This is a genomic window from Xenorhabdus griffiniae (genome assembly GCF_001028135.1).
GTDB classification, from domain to species: Bacteria; Pseudomonadota; Gammaproteobacteria; order Enterobacterales; family Enterobacteriaceae; genus Xenorhabdus; species Xenorhabdus bakwenae.
The window spans coordinates 1-23,827 of sequence record NZ_LDNM01000070.1; the positions used below are offsets into that span (position 1 = coordinate 1).

24 protein-coding genes and 2 pseudogenes are annotated in these 23,827 nt (G+C 44.7%); 18 read left to right on the forward strand and 8 right to left on the reverse strand.

The window, feature by feature from the left end; all coding sequences use genetic code 11:
• A partial coding sequence (locus AAY47_RS13825) for a tyrosine-type recombinase/integrase (RefSeq protein ID WP_047770731.1) occupies window positions 1-707 on the forward strand: 707 nt, incomplete at its 5' end.
• 172 nt (window positions 708-879) lie between these two features.
• On the opposite strand, the gene AAY47_RS21760 is transcribed toward AAY47_RS13825, so the two are convergent.
• A complete protein-coding gene (locus AAY47_RS21760) occupies window positions 880-1,107 on the reverse strand; it encodes a hypothetical protein (protein ID WP_047770732.1) in 228 nt (75 codons plus the stop codon).
• Window positions 1,108-1,689: 582 nt separating this feature from the next.
• On the opposite strand from AAY47_RS21760, the gene AAY47_RS13840 reads away from it, so the two are divergent.
• Both AAY47_RS13840 and AAY47_RS13845 read left to right on the forward strand, forming a co-directional pair.
• Window positions 1,690-2,109: an HNH/ENDO VII family nuclease gene (locus tag AAY47_RS13840; protein ID WP_053014289.1), complete on the forward strand. Its 420-nt coding sequence runs from the start codon at window positions 1,690-1,692 to the stop codon at window positions 2,107-2,109.
• Complete coding sequence (locus AAY47_RS13845) at window positions 2,106-2,537, forward strand: SMI1/KNR4 family protein (protein ID WP_047770734.1); 432 nt, start codon at window positions 2,106-2,108, stop codon at window positions 2,535-2,537. Before AAY47_RS13840 ends, AAY47_RS13845 begins: the two co-directional genes overlap by 4 nt.
• Window positions 2,538-2,581: 44 nt before the next feature.
• Here AAY47_RS13845 and AAY47_RS21320 read toward each other — a convergent pair.
• Window positions 2,582-2,761: pseudogene (locus AAY47_RS21320) on the reverse strand (type I toxin-antitoxin system SymE family toxin); the annotation flags it as partial.
• A 180-nt stretch (window positions 2,762-2,941) separates the two neighbouring features.
• On the opposite strand from AAY47_RS21320, the gene AAY47_RS13850 reads away from it, so the two are divergent.
• The 4 genes and pseudogenes from AAY47_RS13850 (at window position 2,942) to AAY47_RS13860 (ending at window position 5,995) form a co-directional block, all read left to right on the forward strand.
• Window positions 2,942-3,526 (forward strand): TetR/AcrR family transcriptional regulator, encoded by a 585-nt coding sequence (locus AAY47_RS13850; protein ID WP_047770735.1) that lies wholly within the window; start codon window positions 2,942-2,944, stop codon window positions 3,524-3,526.
• Window positions 3,527-3,665: 139 nt separating this feature from the next.
• Window positions 3,666-4,541: an NAD(P)-dependent oxidoreductase gene (locus tag AAY47_RS13855; RefSeq protein ID WP_047770736.1), complete on the forward strand. Its 876-nt coding sequence runs from the start codon at window positions 3,666-3,668 to the stop codon at window positions 4,539-4,541.
• Window positions 4,542-4,593: 52 nt separating this feature from the next.
• Window positions 4,594-4,831 (forward strand): annotated as a pseudogene (locus tag AAY47_RS22770) (IS5/IS1182 family transposase); the annotation flags it as partial.
• A gap of 630 nt (window positions 4,832-5,461) precedes the next feature.
• Window positions 5,462-5,995, forward strand: a complete 534-nt coding sequence (locus AAY47_RS13860; RefSeq protein ID WP_047770737.1) for a hypothetical protein — start codon at window positions 5,462-5,464, stop codon at window positions 5,993-5,995.
• A gap of 68 nt (window positions 5,996-6,063) precedes the next feature.
• On the opposite strand, the gene AAY47_RS13865 is transcribed toward AAY47_RS13860, so the two are convergent.
• Entirely contained in the window at window positions 6,064-6,444 is a 381-nt protein-coding gene (locus tag AAY47_RS13865; protein WP_047770738.1) for a DUF1090 family protein, read from the reverse strand.
• 207 nt (window positions 6,445-6,651) lie between these two features.
• Here AAY47_RS13865 and AAY47_RS13870 point away from each other — a divergent pair, with 207 nt between their 5' ends.
• The gene (locus AAY47_RS13870; RefSeq protein ID WP_047770739.1) at window positions 6,652-7,494 is read left to right on the forward strand and encodes a 23S rRNA (adenine(2030)-N(6))-methyltransferase RlmJ; all 843 of its coding nucleotides are present in this window, start codon (window positions 6,652-6,654) and stop codon (window positions 7,492-7,494) included.
• Window positions 7,495-7,645: 151 nt separating this feature from the next.
• Window positions 7,646-8,998 (forward strand): glutathione-disulfide reductase, encoded by a 1,353-nt coding sequence (gorA, locus tag AAY47_RS13875; protein WP_047770740.1) that lies wholly within the window; start codon window positions 7,646-7,648, stop codon window positions 8,996-8,998.
• Between the two features lie 122 nt (window positions 8,999-9,120).
• Here the strand turns inward: gorA and lsrK are convergent, their stop codons facing one another.
• Window positions 9,121-10,713, reverse strand: a complete 1,593-nt coding sequence (lsrK, locus tag AAY47_RS13880; RefSeq protein WP_047770741.1) for an autoinducer-2 kinase — start codon at window positions 10,711-10,713, stop codon at window positions 9,121-9,123.
• Between the two features lie 298 nt (window positions 10,714-11,011).
• Between lsrK and lsrF the strand changes: the two genes are divergently transcribed.
• Together lsrF and lsrG are read left to right on the forward strand one after the other, a co-directional pair.
• Complete coding sequence (lsrF, locus tag AAY47_RS13885; protein ID WP_047770742.1) at window positions 11,012-11,896, forward strand: 3-hydroxy-5-phosphonooxypentane-2,4-dione thiolase; 885 nt, start codon at window positions 11,012-11,014, stop codon at window positions 11,894-11,896.
• 1 nt (window position 11,897) lies between these two features.
• On the forward strand, window positions 11,898-12,197 hold the full coding sequence (gene lsrG, locus AAY47_RS13890) for a (4S)-4-hydroxy-5-phosphonooxypentane-2,3-dione isomerase (protein ID WP_047770743.1): 300 nt from the start codon (window positions 11,898-11,900) through the stop codon (window positions 12,195-12,197).
• A 56-nt stretch (window positions 12,198-12,253) separates the two neighbouring features.
• Here the strand turns inward: lsrG and mobB are convergent, their stop codons facing one another.
• Together mobB and mobA are read right to left on the reverse strand one after the other, a co-directional pair.
• Window positions 12,254-12,778, reverse strand: a complete 525-nt coding sequence (gene mobB / locus AAY47_RS13895; RefSeq protein ID WP_047770744.1) for a molybdopterin-guanine dinucleotide biosynthesis protein MobB — start codon at window positions 12,776-12,778, stop codon at window positions 12,254-12,256.
• Entirely contained in the window at window positions 12,775-13,362 is a 588-nt protein-coding gene (mobA, locus tag AAY47_RS13900; protein WP_047770745.1) for a molybdenum cofactor guanylyltransferase MobA, read from the reverse strand. The genes mobB and mobA overlap by 4 nt, the downstream gene beginning before the upstream one ends.
• Before the next feature lie 187 nt (window positions 13,363-13,549).
• Between mobA and AAY47_RS13905 the strand changes: the two genes are divergently transcribed.
• The 4 genes from AAY47_RS13905 (at window position 13,550) to polA (ending at window position 18,671) form a co-directional block, all read left to right on the forward strand.
• On the forward strand, window positions 13,550-13,819 hold the full coding sequence (locus tag AAY47_RS13905; protein WP_047770746.1) for a YihD family protein: 270 nt from the start codon (window positions 13,550-13,552) through the stop codon (window positions 13,817-13,819).
• A gap of 18 nt (window positions 13,820-13,837) precedes the next feature.
• Window positions 13,838-14,827 (forward strand): serine/threonine protein kinase, encoded by a 990-nt coding sequence (locus tag AAY47_RS13910; RefSeq protein WP_072059800.1) that lies wholly within the window; start codon window positions 13,838-13,840, stop codon window positions 14,825-14,827.
• 18 nt (window positions 14,828-14,845) lie between these two features.
• The gene (gene dsbA / locus AAY47_RS13915) at window positions 14,846-15,469 is read left to right on the forward strand and encodes a thiol:disulfide interchange protein DsbA (RefSeq protein WP_047770747.1); all 624 of its coding nucleotides are present in this window, start codon (window positions 14,846-14,848) and stop codon (window positions 15,467-15,469) included.
• A 409-nt stretch (window positions 15,470-15,878) separates the two neighbouring features.
• Window positions 15,879-18,671 (forward strand): DNA polymerase I, encoded by a 2,793-nt coding sequence (polA, locus tag AAY47_RS13920; protein ID WP_047770748.1) that lies wholly within the window; start codon window positions 15,879-15,881, stop codon window positions 18,669-18,671.
• 448 nt (window positions 18,672-19,119) lie between these two features.
• Here polA and yihA read toward each other — a convergent pair whose 3' ends face one another.
• Window positions 19,120-19,743, reverse strand: a complete 624-nt coding sequence (yihA, locus tag AAY47_RS13925) for a ribosome biogenesis GTP-binding protein YihA/YsxC (RefSeq protein ID WP_047770749.1) — start codon at window positions 19,741-19,743, stop codon at window positions 19,120-19,122.
• A gap of 596 nt (window positions 19,744-20,339) precedes the next feature.
• On the opposite strand from yihA, the gene ppiA reads away from it, so the two are divergent.
• The 3 genes from ppiA (at window position 20,340) to AAY47_RS13940 (ending at window position 23,103) form a co-directional block, all read left to right on the forward strand.
• A complete protein-coding gene (ppiA, locus tag AAY47_RS13930) occupies window positions 20,340-20,906 on the forward strand; it encodes a peptidylprolyl isomerase A (RefSeq protein WP_047770750.1) in 567 nt (188 codons plus the stop codon).
• Window positions 20,907-21,187: 281 nt separating this feature from the next.
• A complete protein-coding gene (locus AAY47_RS13935) occupies window positions 21,188-21,763 on the forward strand; it encodes an aminodeoxychorismate synthase component II (RefSeq protein WP_047770751.1) in 576 nt (191 codons plus the stop codon).
• Window positions 21,764-21,885: 122 nt separating this feature from the next.
• Window positions 21,886-23,103, forward strand: a complete 1,218-nt coding sequence (locus tag AAY47_RS13940) for an aspartate aminotransferase family protein (RefSeq protein WP_047770752.1) — start codon at window positions 21,886-21,888, stop codon at window positions 23,101-23,103.
• Window positions 23,104-23,167: 64 nt separating this feature from the next.
• Here AAY47_RS13940 and crp read toward each other — a convergent pair whose 3' ends face one another.
• Window positions 23,168-23,800, reverse strand: coding sequence for a cAMP-activated global transcriptional regulator CRP (crp, locus tag AAY47_RS13945; RefSeq protein WP_004240730.1), 633 nt, complete (start codon window positions 23,798-23,800; stop codon window positions 23,168-23,170).
• Window positions 23,801-23,827 lie beyond the last annotated feature (27 nt).

Genomic DNA, 23,827 nt, shown 5'->3' on the forward strand with positions numbered 1-23,827 from the left:
TGGTGTTGCCGAAAGAAGAAAAGCGGCTGCCGGCGCAGATCCTGAGTGAACGGGAAACCACACAGGTGCTGGAGAGCCTTGACGATCAGAGTGTGTTGGGACTTCGCAACCGGGTGATGCTGGAAATCCTCTGGAGCAGCGGCATCCGGCGCATGGAGCTGCGCCAGCTTCAGCGGGGCGACATCGACTTCGAACGTGGTGCGGTAGTGGTAAATCAGGGCAAAGGGAATAAAGATCGGGTTGTGCCTGTCGGTGAGCGGGCGCTGGGCTGGCTGAAACGCTATCTGGTCAACGTCAGGCCACAACTGGCCGCGCACTATGACAGCGGTTATCTGTTTATCTCGCAAAAGGGCAGGCCGCTGAGTCTGGGACACCTGACGCAAATCGCAGGCAAAGCCATCCGGCAGCAGGCACATCTGGACAAGCCGGGGGCGTGTCACCTGTTCCGGCACTCAATGGCCACGCAGATGCTGGATAACGGTGCCGATATCCGCCATATCCAGGCGATGCTGGGGCATGAAAAGCTGAATACAACACAAATCTATACACGGGTGGCTATCGGTCACTTGAAGAAAGTGCATAAACAAACCCATCCGGCAGAGCGTGATACACCGACACCACCGGAAAGCAGCGCAGACCGTGCCAGCGGAAAGCCGGGCGCCGAACCGAAACCACAGCGCACCGGACAACCCGACCGTCCCCGTTAAGTTCGCTGGGTACGGGGCAGGGGCAGACCGTAGCCGGACTGCCCGTCGGCCTCGGTGTCTGCGGGGGTACGTGGGCCATGGTCGGCCTGAACAATGCTGCCCCCGTTCAGTCAGTGCAGGCCGTCCAAAGCCCACTCAACATAATGTTGGGGAATTATGCGAAACTCGCCGTTCAGCCACGTAGTCCCCCAAAAACCGGTAAAGCGGCTCGCATCGCATAATACACATTATGTCTGGCGCCCCCGCTTATCGGCATCGCAAGGTGCCGCCGCACAAGGCTGGCGCCTTCTGCTGTCAGCTTCTGAGCCAGTCCCGGCCAAAGACCCGCGCCGACCCTGAGCACTGTGCCACGTTCCGGCAAAATCACGTCTTCTTTAGCTGCCTTGCGTTGTTCCGGCAAACTTCCCGGTAGGCAGGTCGGCCTGCGGCCTCCGCAAATTTACCTCCCCCGCCCCGACCCCGCTGCACTGGCTGCGCCCGGCTCGCAGTCGCTGCGCTCCTCGCTCGTTACCGTGCTCGCCATCTCCGCCCCGTGCAGCCCCCGCAGGGGGCTTCCCTTGAGTAAAGTGCCATCAACAAAACCGAGCACAATCTTCGGCTTCCATGCCTGAGAGCGTCGCAGGGCGCCGCTGGCAGGCTCTCTGCCGCCCGCCGCCCGGCAAGCCGGGCAGCGTTCGCCCGTTGCCGATGGTGAAAAACCGCACAAAATCAGGTTGATTACCCCATCAATCAGAAAAAGGGGCGCTATACTGCACAACGGCTTGCGGCGGTAGCCCGGCAAAAGCGCACCGGGGCAACATGGCAAAACAGCGCAAAAGTGCGTATCGGCGTTTTAAGTTCGTGGATGTGGGCTAAACGGGTAAAAACGGTTCTTTAATAATCTGATATTAAAAGAAAAAATTACGTAAAAAAGTACGACCGCACCGGAATCGTTCCTAAGGATCCGCTGGGGCTGGCAGGGGGGGTTAACCCGTATTCTTATGTGCATAATCCCACGGGTTGGGTAGACCCTCTGGGGCTAGCTGGTTGTTATTCACAAAAGAGAAAATATTGGTCTGTTCCTGTTACCTTTAAGGGCAATAAAGTCTATCAACGAGATGATTTATTCGATCCTCAAAAAATGTCAACATGGAGGGATAAAGGGAAAGTGATCAGGGGAACGAATATTGAACGAATGGCATCAGGTAGAGCACCTGTTGGGTATGATGGTAAGGCTGTCAATTTACATCATATGCTACAAACTCAACATGGCCCTATAGCTGAGCTTAGCCAGACATTCCATAAAACCAATCACAAAGCAATTCATATAAATCCTAATACCATTCCTTCAGGAATAAATCGTACTGCATTTAATAAATGGAGAGAGGAGTATTGGATGAACAGAGCTGGAGATTTTAAATGAATAGAGTGAAATTATTAGATCTATTTGCTCAACATTCAGATTTATTAAATATGGGTAGCACAGATGATGCACCTTCAACTGAATGGATAGAAAAAGCAGAAAGCGCATTATCTTTGGTCTTACCTAATGATTATAAATGGTTTTTAGAAAACTTTGGCGGCGGCGATATATGTGGTGATGAAATATACAGTATATATTGCATTCCATTCGAAGAAGCTGTAGGTGGTGACTTAATATACCAAAATACAATAGCTAATAATTACCTGAATGAAGGGCGTTTAGTTGTATCAAATACTGACTTTGGAGAAGAATTTTACTTTGATACCAAAGAATTGAAAGCTATTTATGTTGCATTAGGTGAAGAACATAAATTATACGCAAGCGATTTTATCGAATTCTTATATAAACGATTAATGTCTTATATTTAAGATTAAAGCCGGAAAGATCTCTATGATCTTCCGGCTTTTTACGATTATCCTGCCTTATAATCTCCAAGCAGTTCCCGCATCTTGAGCTTAATCTCACTGAGCTGATCCTGCTGGCGCTGGTACTGTTGCTTGATGGTGCGGGTGTCGTCGCTGTCAGGAATAAGCACCAGACAGCCATCCAGTATCTTCACGGTCAGGGTACAGCCCTTATCAAACCCAGCGGCTTTAAGCCACTACAAGTACAGCTTTGCCCTGCGCACCATTCATTACATTCTCTTTGTCTTGGGTCGGAATACGTACTGCCATACCATCTTTATGATTCTGCTATATATATCAAACTTGACTGTCTTATATGCTTGGTGATAAATTTTATTTGACCGATCATTACAAAAAGAGAAAGTTTTATGAGATCAAAAGAATTTGATCTGGATGTGATAGCTAAGGCTGCAATGCGTACTTTTTGGCTTCGCGGGTATTCCGGTACAAGTATTCAGAATTTAGTAGATGATACGGGATTAGGACGAGGGAGTTTATACAATACTTTTGGTAGTAAGCATGGACTCTATGAGTTTGCCCTACAGTCTTATTATGAAATGACAGCAAGTTACGTTGAATTACTTACTCGAAACGACTCAGTTAAGGATTTGATTCGACAATTACTTCTGAAAATCGTTTCAGAAGAACTCAATGATACTGCAAAGTTGGGATGCATGGTTGCAAATGCTTCTTTGGAAATGGCACGACATGACAGTGATATTGCCAATCTGGTAGCGATGAACCTAAGCAGAATGGAACATGCTCTGAGTACTTTGATACTTCGAGGTCAAGTCACAGGTGAAATAGCCCCGACCAAAAAGCCCATCGCTCTGGCTAGATTTATTGTCAGCACAATTCAAGGAATTAGAGTTGTCAGTAAAGGAGCGCCTCAAACAGATCGTTCTGAGCGACTCGCTGATATCGTTGACGTTGCGATGAGTACAATAGAATAAGTAATCATCATATCGTAAAAATACAAAATTTTTTGAAATGATTAGTTAATAACGGGTGTTTATTTTTTAAATTGTCAGTTTGAAAATATACCCGATCTAAGCAAACGAGATTATATTTCATATTTCGAAGGATAAATTTATGACTCAAATAGTACACGCAAACACTAATAAAATTGCAGTACTTGGTACTGGTATTATGGGAGCTGCTATCGCTTGTAATTTACAAAAGAATGGCTTTAACGTTAGCGCATGGAGTCGCACTTATGAAAAAGCAAAAAATCTGGAAGAATTCGGAGTAACTGTACACAAGTACGTGCAAGACGCAGTTAGTGATGCTGATATTATATTAACAATGCTTAAAGATGGTGATTCAGTATTAAAAGTTATAAATTCTGCATTACCTAATTTATCCAAAGGGACAATCTGGATTCAGAGCAGTACTGTTGGTATTACAGCAAATGAACAACTTGAAACCTTTGCTGCTGAAAATGGTCTTAAATATTTTGATGCTCCAGTTCAAGGAACTAAAGGTCCAGCTGAGCAAGGTAAGTTAATTATTATTGCGTCAGGTCCTTTATCCGATCGTAATACAGTTCAGTCTATATTTGATGCCATTGGTCAGCGTACTGTGTGGGTTTCAGAACAAAGCGGTGTGAGTAGCAAGCTCAAACTTGCCCTAAATAGTTGGGCTTTCGCTTTAACACATGGGATCGCTGAAAGCTTATCTATCGCTAAAGCTCTTGGTGTAGATCCATCACTTGTTATTGACGTAGTTAAAGGCGGACCGATGGATAATATGTATTTCCAGCTAAAGTCTGCTGCAATAATTTCTGGAAATTATGATGCTAGCTTCTCTTTGGATAATGCAGTAAAGGATGCTGAATTAGTTATAGATGCCGCCAAACGCGCTGGTGTAAAAGTTGATGGTGTTGAGGCAGGACTTGAGCGTTTCAAACGAGCACAACAAGCGGGTCACGGTAATAAAGATATGGTCGCAACTTATTTTGCCAAATAATAATTTTTGCTTTGCGTAGGATATATCGTAACTATAAAAGGGTCGATAATAATGGCGGGATTTATCGCCTGAATTTGGCAAATGGAATACGGTCTTTTCGCGGTTTAATGCCGGGTTAAAAAAGGCATTTTACAGCTTATTTTCAATTGGTTATCTGGCATTATTGATACAAAATGGTTGTTTATTGATGGGCGTATTGTTTGTACTCACCAACATAGCGCCGGAGTAGGCGCTCAACCAAGCTCCATTTAGCGCTACCCTGCGGAGATGTGCCGTGTCTACATTTTGATCAATTTTGTGGCTGTGAAAAGTTTTTGGCGGTTCCCTAAGGTAGGTGAATGCAAAAGTACACTGATATGCATAAATTACCTGTATTTCCTTTCTCTTTATGATTATTTTTTAATATAACAAATCAGATACACGAGATTGCTCTAAAACTATCATAAAATCACGTTAGCAACTATTTATCTAATTTATTATTTGCTTACCATATTTTTCTATTTGAAATCAAAAAAAACGCGGGTACAATTACTATACTTTTTAGTCATCCTGAGTGTCCCTGTATAACTCTCTTGATGCTAGAGATTGGAAGTGGACATCTATTTTTATCTTGTAAACCGCACTTAAGATATCAAATAGCAATTGTATAACAATCGCTTGTAAGTAATAAGTGATGTCGAATTGTCTCCACAATTCAAGATATACCTTCATAGCAATTGTAAACCCTAAAAAAATCAGGCTGCTGTTGGAAAGGCAGAAGGGCGTGTTTTTTGCCTGTGTTTATCAGTGCCGTGAAGCAAGATGTGGCGATAAAAATGCAGTTGTAAAATTCATAAGGAATAATATCAATCACTTGATTTTAAAGGTTAAAATTCCAAGGCCGTTTTCTCATATCAAATTTGATTATGAAGGGGGGAATGATGTTTTTCCGTGGTGTCAACAAAAGTAATATGATTATTTTTTCGTTAATACTGGGAATTGCTATTTTATTTTTGTCTTTTGAAAACAGCAGATTAGGGATTATTGTTTATGCCGATAAGCATTGCCAGAGAAATACAACCTGTTTGATTGATATGAATAAAATTATTCCTTTTGACTGGGACAAAATGTATATCATCGACAAAGGCATAGCGCCGGAGGATATTGAAAAAATTATCGGGGCAAAGTTTAATTACGAAACCAGCCTTTTTTATAAAATTATTTTTGTCAGAGATCAGAAGGTGATTTATTCAGATGAGTATCATCCACCAGATGAGTCTTATATGAAAAAATTCATTAAGCCTAATTTTTATTATCCTTATGAAAGAGAAGGAAATTATTTTAGCCATTATGCTATTTCTAAAGATAACTCCATTCTTTCTGTGAAAATTGAAAATGAACCGCTTATGAGTGATAAAATCTATTACAATATCTTCCCTTCTAATGTGCAGCAAATTAGAGGGAGGGAGCTATAAACCTATTGGATGATAAAATAAATACAGGATTAGATGCAGGCCGTGTTTTGTACCTGACCTGCACTTTTTTATTTTTTCTTTCTTATGTCTATTTTGTTGCTTTTGGACGGTTTGTGAGATGGCCTTTTGCTACTTGGCTGTTTCAACGGTGGTGAACTGTTCTTGTCAGCTGAGTTCCCTGTTGTATTATTTTTCGCGTTGCCTTTTACGGTTTCTGGCTTATTGTTTTGTGCTTGAAGAAGCTCTTCCAGAGCACATGTAGTCTTTATGTTTTCCAAAGAGCGCATTAATCCTTTTATCAGACGCTTATCTTTATCTGCCTGAGCATACTGGAGCTGTTTTTCCAACGTTTTTTTCTTAATCTCACATCCCGTTTTACCCCGGTTTGCATAGGCAACACTCATACTGAAAACGATCAATACAGATAAGATCACTGTTTTCGACATCATGAATTATTCCTAAGATTTTTAGGTTATTTATCTGAAATTTTATACGCTGATCTTGCTTTGATCCTGAAAGCTCCCCTTAGATTCACAACGAAGAGAGCAAAAAGAGGCACTTATCTTTTTTGTTAAGAATGAGGCTATAATGCCCCTTTAGTTGTCTGATAGGGCATCAGGCAAGTTATCAATATTTTGCTCTCGGGGTTAAATCCAATGTTAAGTTATCGCCATTGCTTCCATGCCGGCAACCATGCTGATGTGTTAAAGCACGTAGTACAAAGCCTGATCATTGAGTCACTTAAAGTAAAAGAAAAACCTTTCCTGTATCTGGATACTCACGCTGGCTCAGGCCGCTATCATTTGAGTGGAGAACGTGCAGAACGTACAGGAGAGTATCTGGACGGTATTGCCCGTATTTGGCAGCGTGATGATATCCCCGAAGAATTGGCGGCGTATATGGATGTTGTGAAGATGCTGAATCCACAAGGCTCCTTACGTTATTACCCAGGCTCTCCGCTGATTGCTCGTCATTTATTGCGGGAGCATGATGAGCTTAATCTGAGTGAATTGCATCCTAGCGATTTTCCTCTGTTACGTACGGAGTTTTCCCGCGACAGACGTGCCCGTGTCCTGCGGGAAGATGGTTTCCAGCAATTAAAATCAAAGCTGCCACCAAAAAGCCGTCGTGGGTTTGTACTGATTGATCCGTCTTATGAATTGAAATCGGATTATCAGAATGTCGTTCAGGGTATTCAGGAAGGGTATAAGCGCTTTGCTACAGGGACTTATGCACTGTGGTATCCCGTTGTTCTGCGTCAGCAGATTAAACGCTTGGTGAAGGGGCTGGAAGCCGCTGGTATTCGTAAGATTTTACAAATTGAACTTGGTGTTCGCCCTGATAGTGATCAGCGTGGTATGACGGCATCAGGTATGATCGTCATTAATCCGCCGTGGAAATTAGAACAACAGATGAAGGCTGTATTGCCGTGGTTGCATCAGGTACTGGTTCCTGAAGGTACAGGACATACATCAGTAGAGTGGATTGTCTCCGAATAAGGTAAAGGTTTAGTGTGGCGTTATCACTCTATAGCCGTGGCCTATGGCAATGAGAGCTAGAATCGTCCACTGTCAGTGATAACTTTTTGTAATAATGACGTCAGGTTGAGCTTTAGCAGTAACTTAATTGATTAGACGGAAATGACCTAAGATGAGTAAACATTACGATTATATTGCAATTGGTGGTGGCAGTGGCGGTATTGCTTCCATTAACCGTGCCGCTATATATGGGCAAAAATGTGCCCTGATCGAAGCAAAGGCGTTAGGTGGAACATGTGTTAATGTGGGCTGTGTACCAAAGAAAGTGATGTGGCACGCTGCTCAAATTGCGGAATCTATTCATCAATATGGTCCCGATTATGGTTTTGATACCACCGTCAATCACTTTGACTGGAAAAAACTTATTGCCAGCCGCACTGCTTATATTGAGCGTATCCATCAGTCATATGAACGCGTATTGAATAATAATAAGGTCGATGTTATTCAGGGATTTGCCCGTTTTGTTGATGCGCATACTGTCGAGGTTAATGGCGAAAAAATCACGGCTGACCATATCCTGATCGCAACAGGGGGGCGTCCTGTACGTCCAGATATTCCCGGTGCGGAATATGGCATTGATTCAGATGGTTTCTTCGAGCTGAATGAACTGCCGAAGCGTGTTGCTGTGGTCGGGGCTGGCTATATTGCTGTTGAAATCGCGGGTGTTTTGAATGCACTGGGTAGCGAAGCACATCTGTTTGTCCGTAAACATGCACCTTTGCGTTCTTTTGACCCCCTGATTGTGGAAACACTGTTGGAAGTCATCAAAAATGAAGGGCCAATACTGCATACAGAAGCAATATTACAGTCCGTGATTAAAAATAGTGATGGCAGCCTGACAGTTAAATTGCAGGATGGCCGGGAGCAGGTTGTTGATACGCTGATCTGGGCGATTGGGCGTGAGCCGATGACAGATAAACTGAATCTGGCCGCTACAGGTGTTGAACTGAATGAAAAAGGCTATATTCAGGTCGATAAATATCAGAACACCAATGTTAATGGTATTTATGCGGTGGGTGATAACACGGGCGCGGTGGAGTTGACGCCAGTTGCGATAGCCGCAGGGCGTCGTTTGTCAGAGCGTCTGTTTAATAATAAACCTGATGAGCATCTGGATTACACCAATATACCTACAGTGGTATTTAGCCATCCACCAATTGGCACGGTAGGTTTGACGGAGCCACAGGCAAAAGCTCAGTATGGTGAAGATCAGGTTAAGGTTTATACATCGTCATTCACCGCAATGTACACCGCAGTGACGCAGCACCGTCAGCCATGCCGTATGAAGCTGGTCTGTATAGGAGCCAATGAGAAGATAGTCGGTATTCACGGTATCGGCTTTGGCATGGATGAAATACTGCAAGGTTTTGCGGTTGCGTTGAAAATGGGGGCAACGAAGAAGGATTTTGATAATACGGTTGCTATCCATCCGACGGCGGCAGAAGAGTTTGTGACGATGAGATAATGGGATAGGTTTTAAGCGTAATTCCCCATTATTTATTGCTGAAAAAAGCCAGAGTTATTCTGGCTTTTTTATCTGAGATAGGCGCTACATCTCAGGTGGAAAGTTTTTTATTAAATGTTGAATCACAACCCCGGTGCCTTCCATAACGAAGTTGTCAGCCCGTCATCCACCAGATGCAGTTGGTCTGCATACACCGCCTGCCAGTCTTTTTTCGCTTTCTGGTAAACCTCACGGTGGTTTAAATTCGGTTGATATTCCCGCTCCCAACGTACCAATCTTTCTCCTGTTGCGGGCATGGAAGCATATAATCCAACCCCCACCCCTGCCGCAATGGCACAACCCAATGCCGTTGCCTCTTTTACCACAGGCACGCGAACAGGCAGCCCCGTAACGTCAGACAGGATCTGGCTCCAGAGTTTGCCTTTTGCCCCACCGCCTGCGAAGACCAGCGATTCTGCCTGGACACCAGAGAAAGCCGAAACCATATCAAGGTTACAGGCCGAGACGATAGCGGCGTTTTCTTCCAGCGCCCGAAATAGCGTTGCCTTGTTGCATTTTTCTGGATCAATCGAGAGATTGAGGAAAGATGGCGCAGCGTGATACCACGATTTAAAGCGCATAACATCGGAAAAAATCGGCATGACGCCATGTGCACCGGCAGGAACCCTTGCCGCCATCTCTTCCAGCAGATTGTAGGCATCAACGCCCAGTCGTTCCGCCAGCCGTTTTTCTTCTGCGCAAAAAGCATCGCGGAACCAGCGCATGGTGAGACCGGTGAAAAAACTGATGGATTCTGCTTGTGCCATGCCGGGGATAACGTGCGGATTGATACGGATGTTCATGTTGGGGTCGGTGATCGGTTCAGGCAGGTTGACGACTTGCTGCCAGAATGTTCCGCCGAGTACTGCGGTTTGGGCGGGTTTGACGATACCAATGCCAAGGCAGCCGAGTTGAACATCGCCACCACCCATAATCACGGGAGTACCGCTGTTCAGGCCGCATTCTGCCGCGGCTTTTGCCGTAATATAGCCGAGCAAGGTGCCCGTTTCTTTGACGGGAGAGAGGATATCAGAGCGCAATCCTGCCATTTCTAACAGGTTGGGGCACCAATCGCGGCTGGCTAAATTCAGCATGCCTGTTGTGCCCGCGTTAGAGGGATCAACGGCCAGCTCGCCACTTAGCATATAAGCCAGCCAATCACTGATCATGGTTAAGGTACTGGCTTGTTGATAGATATCAGGGCGATAGTGCGCTAGCCAAAGCAGGCGTGGCATGGCTCCCAATGCCAATGTTTGGCCGGAATGGCGGTAGACATCATATTCAAAGGTATTATTGTAAAGCGCTTTCAGTTCGCTGACTTCACGACTGGAGCGGGCATCTACGTTGGCACATGCCCAGATAGGATCGCCGTCGCCATTATAAAGGACAATCCCTTCCCGCATTGAACAGGCGGCAACACCTTGAATCGACTTGGCAGGCAGTTCTGCCTTTTGCAGTGCCTGCCGAATGCATTGGCAGGCCAGTTGCCAGTTATTTTTCAGATCAAATTCCATTGAACCCGCAACATTCGGTACGGGATGGTGTATCCATTCAGCTTGTCCAACGGAAACCTGATTGCCTTCGAGATCAAATATAACTGCCCGGATACTGCCAGTTCCTGCATCAAGCGCCATCAGATACTTCCCTGATGGGGGGGTATAAGCGCGTTGATTCATGATGCTATCCTCGTCTGTCGTTACCTTTGTTCGATATGTCACAGGGAGTGGATGAGTACTATTCGTCGATCAATTTTCATAGCGATCTGAATGGACTTTAACATAACTTTAACTTTTTCACAGAATGTGATCGGAATACTGCAAAAATCTATAATTATGAATTAGAGTTTTGAACAAAAATATTTTTAATAAATAAATGTTCATGTTTGGTTATTTTTCACCAAAGACAATATCAATCAGTACGGTTTCTAATTCATGGGGCGGGTATACAGCCCCTGACACCTTTCTGGAGGGAGAAATGGCAGATTTAGATGATATCAAAGAGGGTAAAGATTTTGGCATTAATACACCGCAACAGAACACGCTGTTTGAACTGAAAGGCTGTGGTGCGCTGGATTGGGGTATGCAGTCCCGTTTGTCACGGATTTTCAATCCCACCACCAATAAAACGGTGATGCTGGCATTTGACCACGGTTATTTTCAGGGACCAACGACAGGCCTGGAGCGTATTGATATCAATATCGCCCCGCTGTTTGAATATACCGATGTGTTGATGTGTACCCGCGGTATCCTGCGCAGTCAGGTTCCGCCTGCAACCAATAAACCTGTCGTCCTGCGTGCGTCTGGGGCGAACTCGATTCTGACTGAACTCTCCAATGAAGCTGTTGCGGTGGCGATGGAAGATGCACTGCGCCTCAATGTCTGTGCGGTTGCAGCACAGGTCTATATCGGTTCAGAACACGAACACCAATCTATCAAGAACATTATCAAGCTGGTGGATCAGGGAACACGTTATGGCATGCCAACAATGGCGGTGACGGGCGTCGGTAAAGATATGGCGCGTGACCAACGTTACTTCTCGCTGGCGACTCGCATTGCAGCTGAAATGGGGGCGAACATCATCAAAACCTATTATGTCGAAAGCGGTTTTGAGCGGATTGTGGCGGGTTGTCCAGTGCCGATTGTGATTGCGGGTGGTAAAAAATTGCCGGAACCGGAGGCGTTGAATATGTGCTATCAGGCGATTGATCAGGGAGCGTCTGGTGTGGATATGGGACGCAATATCTTCCAGTCGGAAGCCCCTGTTGCGATGCTGAAAGCGGTGCAGGCCGTGGTGCATCATCATGAGAAACCTGCTCAGGCTTATGAGCTTTTCCTGAGTGAAAAAGCCAGGGGGAAATAATATGCACGTCACATTAGTGGAAATTAATGTTAAGGCCGACAAGATAGACGAATTTATCGAAGTATTTCGGGATAATCACTTTGGCTCTGTTAAAGAGCCGGGTAATTTACGGTTCGATGTATTGCGTGATGAGAATATCCCGACTCGCTTCTATATCTATGAAGCCTATGCTGACGAAGCGGCAGTTGCAGCGCATAAGAAAACGCCTCATTACCTGCGTTGTGTTGAAAAACTGGAAGCATTGATGACTGAACCCCGTAAAAAAACCACGTTTATTGGTTTGATGCCGGAAGGGAAGTAAGGCAAGGGGACATCAGGTCGAGTGACAGGAAATATTTCTTATTGTTATAACCACGGTTATTGATGTAACCACTCGGCAATAAACGCTGCCACTTGTTCCGGCCGATTAATATCAAACTGTGGAAGTGGTGTTGCCAGCGTAATATCGCTGGCAATTGCTATGACATGCGGATCGAGAAGCTCATCAACGGTAGAGTTTAAGCCATCTCGATAAAGTGCGATTTTGGGGATGGGTTCATGTTTGAATCCTTCAACCAAAATCAGATCCGACAAATTGACATCAAATTGACGGGCAAGGTAGTCAAGATCCAGTTTCGGCAACTCTGGGGTTTCAGTCATCAAAGCCCAGCGTTGCTGGCTGGCAACCAATGTTTGTGCCGCCCCCGCTTTGCGTAGCTCGTAGCTGTCCTTGCCGGGCTTATCGACATCCATATTGTGGTGAGTATGCTTAATCAGCCCAACGCGGATGTGTTGCTGGCGTAACAGTGGAATAACGTGCTTCAATAGTGTCGTTTTTCCGGTTCCACTATAAGCGGTGATACCCAGAATAGGCAGTGTTGTGTTGTTGGTGCTGTGGTTCATGCCATCTCCTGAAGGCGTTTCCAATGATGGCATTCTTCAGGGGTATTTAAGTTGGTGAACGCATTGGGATTGGGAAAATAGACCGCTTTTGCCTTAATCATCTGCATAAAGAACATCAGTTTTCTGTCTCCCAAAGCCAGATAGCTTTCCAGGCGGGGGATTAGTCTGCGGTGCATTAATACCAGAGTAGGATGAGCGCGTTCGCAGTCATGAGCATAAGCCGCCAAGGCGTTTTGTTTGTAGTGCCACAGTGTTGCGACCAGGTTTTCCGGGAAATTGGGGACATCGCAAGGAACAAATACCACCCACTCGTGGATGGCGCTTTTTAAAACCGCCAGCATACCTGCCAATGGCCCGGAAAAATCGGCAATGATATCCGGTATGACGGGATAGCCACTCTGATAATAAACCGCCAGATTGCGATTGGCATTAACCAACAGTTCATGAACCTGCGGCTGCAATCTTGTGGCAATGTGTTGGTAGAGTGGTGCATTGTTAAATTGCAGCAATCCTTTGTCGTTTCCTCCCATGCGGGTGGATAATCCTCCAGCCAGAATTGCGCCACTGATTTTTGGATGCGTCATGTAAAATCACCTGATATTGGGCAATGAAATATTTAATGTTTGGTATACCCTTTGTCTTTCAATTGTGAATCAATATCTCACCATGCTGCTTGAGGTGGCAGTATAACTTTACGCTGATTGACAGACCAATGCTTTCTCAAAGTCATTAACCCTGCTAATTTGTATCGTGATTTATAAGGAACTAAAAATGAAGTATCACCGCCTCAATGAAGTTATCGAACTTTTACATCCAGTATGGAAGAATGAGCCGAATTTAAATTTGCTGGCACTTTTGCAAAAACTGGCTGATGAAGCGGGATTCACAGGGCAGTTGTCTGAATTAACGGATGATATTTTGATTTATCACCTGAAAATGCGCGGTACGGATAGCCATGCAGAAATCCCTGGGTTGAAAAAAGATTATGAAGCAGATTTTAAGACGGCATTGTTGCGTGCCCGGGGCATTATTGAAGATTGATAAAGAGAGAACTGTGTTGTGACAGAACCGAAAGCTTTTAATTTCCAAAATATTACGCCAGATTTAATCATGGATGCATTGGGGCAATCTGGCCTGTATCTTGATTCTGGTCTGACTGAACTGAACAGCTATGAAAATCGGGTGTATCAGTTCATGGATGAGAACCGCAAACGCTATGTTGTGAAATTTTATCGCCCCCTGCGCTGGAGCCAGCAGCAAATTCAGGAAGAACACGATTTTGCCCATGAATTGCAGCAGGCTGATTTGCCCGTGGCAGCCCCGTTAATGTTTGACGGGCAGACAGTGCTGAATTACGGCGGTTTCTTTTTTGCCATTTTTCCCAGTGTGGGGGGGCGTCAGTACGAGTCAGATAGTTTTGACCAATTGGAAGACGTTGGGCGATTGCTGGGAAGAATGCATCAAATCGGGGCAAAAAAGCCATTTTCTGCTCGTCCTACCCTTAATCTGAATGAATATTTATATCAGCCGTACCAACATCTCGCTGAATGTAAACTCATTTCCGCCCGGCATAAACAGAATTTTCTGGTTGCACTCGATGAATTGAATCAGGCAGTCGCAAGCCAATGGCATGATAACTGGCAAGTATTGCGGCTGCATGGTGATTGCCATGCTGGTAATATCTTGTGGCGTGATGAAGCATGGTTTGTGGATCTTGATGATGCCCGCAATGGTCCCGCTATTCAGGATTTGTGGATGTTGCTGAGTGGCTCACGGCAAGAAAGGGTGATCCAGTTGGATATCTTGCTTGAGTCATATGGTCAGTTTATGGCATTTGATCCCAAGACATTGGCGTTAATAGAGCCTCTGCGTGCGATGCGAATGGTCTATTATTTAGCCTGGGTTGCTCGTCGCTGGCAAGATCCGGCTTTTCCAAAAGCGTTTCCGTGGATGGCTGATAGTGATTTTTGGCATAAGCAAGTGAGTCTTTTTTCTGAACAAGTCAGGCTGTTACAGGAACCGCCTTTACAGCTTAATCCGATGTATTAATTTTTTTGGAGACCATTTATGAAGAAATTTTGGCTAGCGCTGGTGGGAGCATTTATGGCATTTAATGCTGCTGCTTCCGGTTTTTCTGAAGGCAAACAGTATACCGAGTTAAAAGATCCGGTTGCAAATCAGCCTCAGGTGGTGGAGTTTTTTTCTTTTTATTGTCCTCACTGCTATCAGTTTGAAAATACGTATCACGTTCCTGCTACGGTTGAGAAAAACTTGCCAGCAGGTGTGACTCATGAACGTTATCATGTGGATTTTCTGGGGCCGTTGGGCAAAGCATTGACCGATGCCTGGGCAGTCGCCATTGTCATGAAGATTGAAGATAAAGTCACTCCTATTTTGTTTGATGGCATTCAGAAAAGCCAAACCATCACTAGCAAGGACGATATCCGCAATGCCTTCATCAAAGCGGGTATATCTGGTGAAGAGTATGATGCAGCCCTGAACAGCTTTATCGTGCAGTCGGTAGCGGCTAAAGAGCGTCAGGCAGCCAAAGATTTCAACTTACGTGGTGTTCCAGCGATGTTTGTTAATGGTAAGTACCTGATCAACAATGGCGGAATTGACACTCGTTCAGCTTTGGACTACTCACAGAAATTTTCTGAGGTCGTGAACTATCTGGTAAACAAAAAATAAGTTGCAAGAAGGTAGCGTAACGAAACAAAAATGCGAGTATTAATATAAAATAATACAGGTATTGTGCCAGCCATGAGAGAGTTGGCACAATACCTGCCAAAAAACACCTTTCATAACATAAACTCCGGTAATATCCACAAGTCAGTGATTTTAAAGCGGTTGTAATATTTATTTAATATTTCGCGTAATTCATTGATTTTTACCTCCTGTTATCCTCTCTTTGCGGTGATATACATAAATCTGTTTTATATGCCATTTTTTTGTGCACAAAGTTATCCACAGAGCACTGATCAGAATATTTGTCATAAAATGCAAGTTAGTACGAGAAAATTCCCGCAAAATTCGTCTATAACGACACAGTATGGCATTCTATTCTTTATTCATCCCACAGAACGACGAAGAAAATTTTATGGCACAGATAGCAGACAATCCCCTGATTTTAGTTGATGGTTCTTCATACCTTTATCGTGCATATCATGCGTTTCCACCACTGACAAACAGTTCGGGAGAACCGACGGGTGCCATGTATGGTGTGCTGAATATGTTGCGAAGTTTGATTATGCAGTATAAACCCAGTCATGTGGCGGTTGTGTTTGATGCCAAAGGCAAAACGTTCCGTGATGAGCTATTTGCTGAATACAAATCCCATCGGCCGCCTATGCCGGATGACTTGCGTTTGCAGATTGAACCGTTGCACAAAATGGTTAATGCAATGGGACTGCCTATTCTGGTTGTGCCAGGCGTTGAAGCTGACGATGTTATCGGTACGTTGGCCTTGCAGGCTGAAAAAGAGGGCCGTTCGGTGCTGATTAGCACGGGTGATAAAGATATGGCGCAATTGGTGACGCCAAATATCACGCTGATTAACACCATGACCAACACTATTTTGGGACCGGAAGAGGTTGAGGGAAAATATGGTATCCCGCCTGAGCTGATTATCGATTTTCTCGCCCTCATGGGGGACTCTTCCGATAATATTCCGGGGGTGCCGGGAGTAGGTGAGAAAACCGCGCTGGGGCTATTGCAGGGGATTGGCGGATTGGATGAGATCTATGCCCGGCTTGATGACATTGCCACACTTGGTTTCCGTGGAGCCAAAACCCTGGCTGGCAAAATGGAACAGCATAAAGCGATGGCTTATCTTTCCTACCAATTGGCGACAATCAAAACCGACGTTGAGTTGGATAGGACCTGTTTAGATCTTTCTGTTATCCCACCGGATGCGGATGAGTTACTGTCTCTGTTCAGTCATTATGAATTTAAACGTTGGATCAGTGACGTACAGAATGGTAGTTGGCTGGCAGGTAATGGAAAGAAACCTGTTGCAGCCGGCACTAAGTCAAAATCAGTAGCTGCTGCACCCGCCGCTGTTAAAATTTCACCGGAAAATTACCAAACCATCCTTGAGCGTCAATCCTTTGATGAGTGGATTGAAAAGCTGAAACAAGTTCCGGCATTCTCTTTTGATACGGAAACCGACAGTCTTGATACCCTGACAGCTAATCTGGTGGGAATGTCCTTTGCCATTGCCGTGGGGAAATCAGACGTTGAAGCCGCTTATCTGCCATTGGGACACGATTATCTGGATGCGCCACAGCAATTGGAGCTGCACGAAGTTCTCGCAGCATTAAAACCGCTGCTGGAGGATGCCAATCTGCCTAAAATTGGTCAAAACCTGAAATTTGATCGTGGTGTTTTAGCGCGTTATGCCATTGCTTTAAATGGCATTGTTTTCGATACCATGCTGGAATCGTATGTTTTGAACAGCGTAGCGGGGCGGCATGACATGGATAGCCTTGCTGATCGTCATCTGGGCTATAAAACCACCACATTTGAAGAAATTGCGGGCAAGGGCAAAAAGCAACTCACCTTCAATCAAATTCCATTGGAGGAAGCCGCAAAATATGCGGCGGAAGATGCAGATGTGACTCTTAGGCTACATCAGGTCATGTATCCTCAGTTAGAGAATGCGCCAACGCTGCAAAAAGTTTTCCAGAAGATCGAAATACCTCTGGTGCCGGTTTTGTCCCGTATGGAAAGAACAGGGGTGCTGATCAACGCCCAAACGTTGGCAGAACATTCAAGGGAAATCACTGCACGTCTGGATGAACTGGAAAAGTCTGCTTATGAGTTGGCAGGGGAAGAATTCAATCTGGCGTCACCAAAACAGTTACAAGTCATCTTATTTGAAAAAATGAACTTGCCTGTATTGAAAAAGACGCCAAATGGCGCACCATCAACGAATGAAGAAGTACTGGAAGAGTTGGCAGAGAACGATGAGTTGCCAAGAGTGATTCTGGAACATCGCGGCCTGGCAAAACTGAAAACCACTTACACGGATAAATTGCCTCTGATGGTGCACCCACTGACAAATCGCGTTCATACGTCTTATCATCAGGCGGTAACTGCGACGGGACGCCTCTCTTCCCGTGATCCAAACTTACAAAACATCCCTGTTCGTAATGATGAAGGGCGCCGCATCCGTCAGGCATTTGTGGCACCGGAAGGTTACCGCATTATGGCGGCGGACTATTCGCAGATTGAATTGCGCATTATGGCGCACTTGTCACAGGACAAAGGCTTGTTGGAGGCATTTGCCCAAGGCAAAGATATCCACCGCGCAACGGCTGCGGAAGTGTTTGGCGTACCATTGGAACAAGTGACCAGTGAACAGCGTCGCAGTGCTAAGGCGATTAACTTCGGCCTGATTTATGGCATGAGTGCGTTTGGCCTATCCCGCCAGTTAGGTATTCCGCGTGGTGAAGCGCAGCGCTATATGGATCTCTATTTTGAGCGTTATCCGGGAGTGCTGGCTTATATGGAACGTACACGGACGCAGGCGGCTGAACAGGGATTTGTCGAAACGCTGGAAGGTCGTCGGTTGTACCTGCCGGATGTCAAATCGAGTAATGCCATGCGTCGTAAGGCGTCAGAGCGTGAAGCCATCAATGCACCTATGCAGGGGACGGCAGCAGATATCATCAAATTGGCAATGATTGCGGTAGATAACTGGATTATCAGTGAGCAGCCAAATGTGCGCATGATCATGCAGGTTCACGATGAACTGGTATTTGAAGTGCATGAATCAGAGCTGGAGACCGCAGGGCAGAAAATCAGAGAGCTGATGGAACAAAGTATGCAGCTTGATGTGCCGTTAAATGTGGATGTTGGGATTGGTGATAATTGGGATCAGGCACACTGATATACCTTTTTATCTTAAGAAGCAGAAGCAGAAAAAGAGCCGTAGAAATGCGGTTCTTTTTTTATTGAATGATTTTTATGAAAATACTGCTTGTTTAATGAACTGAAATTATCTCAATTATGCCGCGAAAAGGCATGTGACAAGAATTTCAGTTAGGTTGTAGATTAGATCTAGATCTCATAAATATGTAATTAAACTACATTAATGACGCCATAATAACCTGAATTGCTTAAATGTTAACAGCTGAATCGAGGTAATTAGTGAAAATTAATTACAAAAAAGTCTTTTTTTGATTAAAAGAATAGGTTAAAGTTATCGGCGTAGGGTACAGAGGTAAGATGTTCTATCTTTCAGACCTTTTACTTCACGTAATCGGATTTAGCTGAATATTAGCTGCCCCAGTCATTTCTTTTGACTGGGGCGTTTTTTTATGGGGCAGAGGCGGATGTTATTCCATCTCAATGGCTGGCTGATTGAACCACTGGTTAAGTTTTTGCTCTAGTTTATCAATGCCGATTTTTTTCAGGGCGGAGAAGTATTCGATCTGAATATCACCTTCCAGAGAGGCTAATTCCTGACGAACTTTTGCCAGTTGGCTTTTACGGGCACCGGATGCCAGTTTATCAGCTTTAGTCAGCAATACCATGACAGGGACTTGCATCACGACAGCCCATTCGATCATTTGCCTATCCAGATCTTTCAGTGGATGGCGGATATCCATCAAAACCACCAATCCCTGAAGGTATTCACGCTTCTGGAGATATTCCCCCAACGCTTTCTGCCACTTACGTTTCATCTCTTCTGGTACTTCGGCGTAGCCATAGCCCGGCAAGTCTACCAGACGGACTCCTTCTTCTACTTCGAATAGGTTAATTAATTGGGTACGGCCAGGGGTTTTACTGGTACGCGCAAGGCTCTTTTGGCGGGTCAGTGCATTCAGGGCGCTGGATTTACCCGCATTTGACCTACCGGCAAACGCGACCTCAATACCCACATCTTGAGGCAGGTGGCGAATGTCAGGTGCACTCGTAATAAAGTGGGTCATATGATAGTTGTAGTTCTTGATGGTCAAAATGGTTATCTCCCTGAGGAATACACAAAAATAGCGCGATGATTATACCGAGGGGAGTTGCTTGTGGACAGGAGTAACTTGAGGAATCCGTAATAGGTTCTTTTTGTGAATAATTCGCCAAATCAACACTTTTTCGGGATTCAAACTTTCCTTATATACTCGATAAACTTCAAGTTGCAATCCGCAAGACGACGTGAGGCCTTATATTTCCCCGCTGCGCGGGGAAATATAACACGCATCTTGAAGTTGGATTGGTATAGATCATGTTGGTGATTATTCTGGAAAAAATATCCGAAAGCACAGTATAAGAAACTGAGCTTACAGATTTTGAATGACTCTGATTATGCTGTCGAGTGTACATCAATCTTCAATTTCTATGTTTTAGCATGGAAAGCATATCAATATGGGGGTTATTCACAAAATAGACTTTGCTGAACTATGCGAATATAAAAGTTATCGGTAGATTTTCCCTCTATTCATCTAAGATACTCGTAAATGTAGGTAAATCTTTGGAACTTCACTCCATAGGGAATTACACTTAAGGCGTTTTGTTGTTATGAGTTTTATTGTTGACCTCAAAAATAAAGGAACCATTAATGTTTAAACGTATTTTTGTGTCGCTTATGGCTGCATGTGCTATCAGTGCGATAGCTGTCCCAGTATTAGCCGCTGAAACTCACGTGAAGCTGGTCACATCGGCTGGAGAAATCGAACTTGAGTTAGACAGCAATAAGGCACCAATGACTACCAGGAATTTCGTTGAGTATGTCAATGAGGGATTTTATAACAACACCATCTTTCATCGTGTTATCCCGGGCTTTATGATCCAGGGTGGCGGCTTTACAAAGGATATGAAGCAAAAAGCTACCCGGGAGCCAATTAAAAATGAAGCAGATAACGGTCTGCGGAATCTGCGGGGTACTATTGCTATGGCACGTACCGCAGATAAGGATAGCGCAACCAGCCAGTTTTTTATTAATGTGACTGATAATGCTTTCCTTGACCACGGGCAGCGTGACTTCGGTTATGCAGTCTTTGGCAAAGTGGTTAAGGGCATGGATGTGGTTGATAAAATTTCTCAGGTCAAAACAGAAAATGTTGGTCCTTACCAAAATGTACCGGCAAAACCTATTGTGATCTTGTCTGCCAAGGTTGAACCTTAACAGCTCGAAGACCGACATAATACGGTATTCGGATAATCATTACTGGTTGTTTGAGTACCGTTTGCATTCCCCTTCTCTCCGCCATTTCTACGTTGTTACATCATGCTGCATTATGGTAATGCGGTCTCCGTACCACTATTTTAAAAGTGCTTCTGTGGTATGATTAGCCCCCCATTGCTGTTAATACTGCTTTACCTGATTTTACTGTTATACAGAATGCATAATACCCCTATGGGGTAGGGTAACTTATAAGACTATAATAATCAGTAGGATATACTCCTATGTTACTAATAATAGATAACTACGATTCTTTTACATTCAATTTATATCAATATTTTTGTGAGTTAGGGACAGAGGTTTTAGTTAAGCGTAATGATGAGATTCAGCTTGAAGATATCGAAGATTTGGCGCCTACTCATTTAGTCATTTCTCCGGGGCCTTGCACACCAAATGAAGCAGGGATCTCGTTGGAAGCGATTTCACATTTTGCAGGGAAATTGCCCATCCTCGGTGTGTGCCTGGGACATCAGGCAATAGGTCAGGCTTTTGGGGCGAGCGTTGTTAAAGCTCGTGAAGTGATGCATGGAAAAACCAGTCTGATCCATCATAGCCAGCAAGGGGTATTTAAAGGATTAGATCGTCCATTGACGGTCACGCGTTATCACTCTCTGGTCGTTGCCGCAGAAACGCTTCCTGCTTCATTTGAAGTGACGGCCTGGAGTCAGCGCAATGGCGACGTAGATGAAATCATGGGAATACGTCACCGTACTTTGCCATTGGAAGGCGTGCAATTTCATCCAGAAAGCATTCTGAGTGAGCAGGGACATGAATTGTTGAATAATTTCCTCAAATATTAGTCAGTTACCTCCATATTCCCTCATTCAGTGTTTTTTTATTTGCTCTTAAGTGATTTTTTATTCATATTTTATGATTATTATTTCATTTTTTAAATGGTAAAGATAAAAATAAGGTGGGGGAAATGTCAGAAAATAAGGCAACAAAACGAAATACCTATGATCACGTGATGTTGCCCATTTATGCACCGGCGAATTTTATTCCTGTCAGAGGGCAAGGAAGTCGAGTATGGGATCAACAGGGTAAAGAATATATTGATTTTGCCGGAGGGATCGCGGTTCTGGCTTTGGGGCACTGTCATCCGGCTTTGGTGAACGTCCTGAAGCAGCAAGGTGAAAAATTGTGGCATGTCAGCAATATTTTTACCAATGAGCCAGCCTTAGCTTTAGCACAGAAATTGATTGATGCGACCTTTGCCCAGAAAGTCTTTTTCGCTAATTCGGGAGCGGAAGCTAATGAAGCGGCATTTAAATTGGCACGTCGTTATGCGATTACTCGTCATCATCCGAATAAAACTAAAATTATTGCTTTCCATCAGGCGTTTCATGGACGCACCTTTTTCACTGTTTCGGTAGGAGGGCAGCCGAAATATGCCGACGGGTTCGGACCTAAACCTGCTGATATTGTTCACGTACCTTTTAACGATTTGGATGCCGTCAGGGCGGAAATCAATGATCACACTTGCGCTGTTGTTTTGGAGCCAATTCAAGGAGAAGGGGGAGTGACTCCTGCAACGATGAAGTTTCTGCATGGAGTGCGGGAATTGTGTGATAAACATCAGGTCTTGTTGGTCTTTGATGAAGTCCAGAGTGGAATAGGGCGCACGGGTAAATTATATGCTTACCAGCATTATGGCGTACAGCCGGATATCCTGACGACAGCAAAAGCGCTGGGGGGCGGTTTTCCCATCAGTGCAATGTTAACGACAGATACAATAGCGGCAGCAATGGAAACGGGCGCGCATGGAACGACTTATGGTGGAAACCCGCTAGCGTGTAGTATCGGTTGTGTCGTACTGGATATCATCAATACGCCAGAAGTGATGATGGGCGTGGAAAAACGGCACGATATGCTCATTCATGCTCTGGAAAAACTGAACCAAAAATATGGTATTTTCCATGAAGTTCGTGGAAAAGGCTTGCTTATTGGCGCCGTATTGAAAGCTGAATATCAGGGCAAGGCCAGAGAGATAATACAGCAAGCGGCGGAATCGGGATTGATGTTATTAAGTGCAGGAGACAGCATCTTGCGCTTTACACCATCATTGATCATTCCTGAGGACGAAATTACAGACGGCATGATGCGGCTGGAAATGGCGATATTCCGCTGGTTAAACAAATAAAAGTAAAAAAGAAGCCAGTGCGAAGTAACGGATTGCACTGGCTGAGTTTCTGGTTTATCGGGAATTAACGTGTCCCGTAAACGACGATGGTTTTGCCATGTGCAGAGATCAGGTTTTGATCTTCCAGCATTTTCAGGATACGGCCAACCGTTTCGCGGGAGCAACCCACAATCTGCCCAATTTCCTGACGTGTGATTTTGATTTGCATACCATCAGGGTGAGTCATTGCATCAGGCTGTTTGGCCAGATTGAGCAACGTCTGGGCGATACGGCCTGTAACGTCCAGAAAGGCCAAGTTACCTACTTTTTCGGAAGTGGTTTGTAGGCGACTTGCCATCTGGGCAGATAAACGCATCAGAATATCAGGATTGACCTGAATTAACTGGCGAAATTTCTTATAGGAAATTTCAGCCACTTCACAGGCACTTTTGGCTCGCACCCATGCAGTACGTTCTTGCCCCTCTTCAAACAATCCAAGTTCACCAATGAAATCTCCCTGATTTAAATAAGAGAGAATCATCTCCTTACCTTCTTCATCTTTTATTAGAACAGCAACTGAACCTTTAACAATATAGTAAAGCGTTTCTGCTTTCTCGCCTTGATGAATAAGCGTGCTCTTGGATGGATATTTGTGAATATGGCAGTGTGACAAAAACCATTCAAGAGTTGGGTCTGTTTGTGGCTTGCCGAGAACCATTCGCTTTATCCTCTGTTGTTATTTCTG

Excerpts from the sequence above, each read along its gene's own strand:
- AAY47_RS13845 (WP_047770734.1), top strand. The coding sequence starts at position 2,106 with ATGAATAGAGTGAAATTATTAGATCTATTTGCTCAACATTCAGATTTA.
- AAY47_RS13850 (WP_047770735.1), top strand. The coding sequence starts at position 2,942 with ATGAGATCAAAAGAATTTGATCTGGATGTGATAGCTAAGGCTGCAATG.
- AAY47_RS13855 (WP_047770736.1), top strand. The coding sequence starts at position 3,666 with ATGACTCAAATAGTACACGCAAACACTAATAAAATTGCAGTACTTGGT.
- AAY47_RS13860 (WP_047770737.1), top strand. The coding sequence starts at position 5,462 with ATGTTTTTCCGTGGTGTCAACAAAAGTAATATGATTATTTTTTCGTTA.
- AAY47_RS13865 (WP_047770738.1), bottom strand. The coding sequence starts at position 6,444 with ATGATGTCGAAAACAGTGATCTTATCTGTATTGATCGTTTTCAGTATG.
- AAY47_RS13870 (WP_047770739.1), top strand. The coding sequence starts at position 6,652 with ATGTTAAGTTATCGCCATTGCTTCCATGCCGGCAACCATGCTGATGTG.
- gorA (WP_047770740.1), top strand. The coding sequence starts at position 7,646 with ATGAGTAAACATTACGATTATATTGCAATTGGTGGTGGCAGTGGCGGT.
- lsrK (WP_047770741.1), bottom strand. The coding sequence starts at position 10,713 with ATGAATCAACGCGCTTATACCCCCCCATCAGGGAAGTATCTGATGGCG.
- lsrF (WP_047770742.1), top strand. The coding sequence starts at position 11,012 with ATGGCAGATTTAGATGATATCAAAGAGGGTAAAGATTTTGGCATTAAT.
- lsrG (WP_047770743.1), top strand. The coding sequence starts at position 11,898 with ATGCACGTCACATTAGTGGAAATTAATGTTAAGGCCGACAAGATAGAC.
- mobB (WP_047770744.1), bottom strand. The coding sequence starts at position 12,778 with ATGAACCACAGCACCAACAACACAACACTGCCTATTCTGGGTATCACC.
- mobA (WP_047770745.1), bottom strand. The coding sequence starts at position 13,362 with ATGACGCATCCAAAAATCAGTGGCGCAATTCTGGCTGGAGGATTATCC.
- AAY47_RS13905 (WP_047770746.1), top strand. The coding sequence starts at position 13,550 with ATGAAGTATCACCGCCTCAATGAAGTTATCGAACTTTTACATCCAGTA.
- dsbA (WP_047770747.1), top strand. The coding sequence starts at position 14,846 with ATGAAGAAATTTTGGCTAGCGCTGGTGGGAGCATTTATGGCATTTAAT.
- polA (WP_047770748.1), top strand. The coding sequence starts at position 15,879 with ATGGCACAGATAGCAGACAATCCCCTGATTTTAGTTGATGGTTCTTCA.
- ppiA (WP_047770750.1), top strand. The coding sequence starts at position 20,340 with ATGTTTAAACGTATTTTTGTGTCGCTTATGGCTGCATGTGCTATCAGT.
- AAY47_RS13935 (WP_047770751.1), top strand. The coding sequence starts at position 21,188 with ATGTTACTAATAATAGATAACTACGATTCTTTTACATTCAATTTATAT.
- AAY47_RS13940 (WP_047770752.1), top strand. The coding sequence starts at position 21,886 with ATGTCAGAAAATAAGGCAACAAAACGAAATACCTATGATCACGTGATG.
- crp (WP_004240730.1), bottom strand. The coding sequence starts at position 23,800 with ATGGTTCTCGGCAAGCCACAAACAGACCCAACTCTTGAATGGTTTTTG.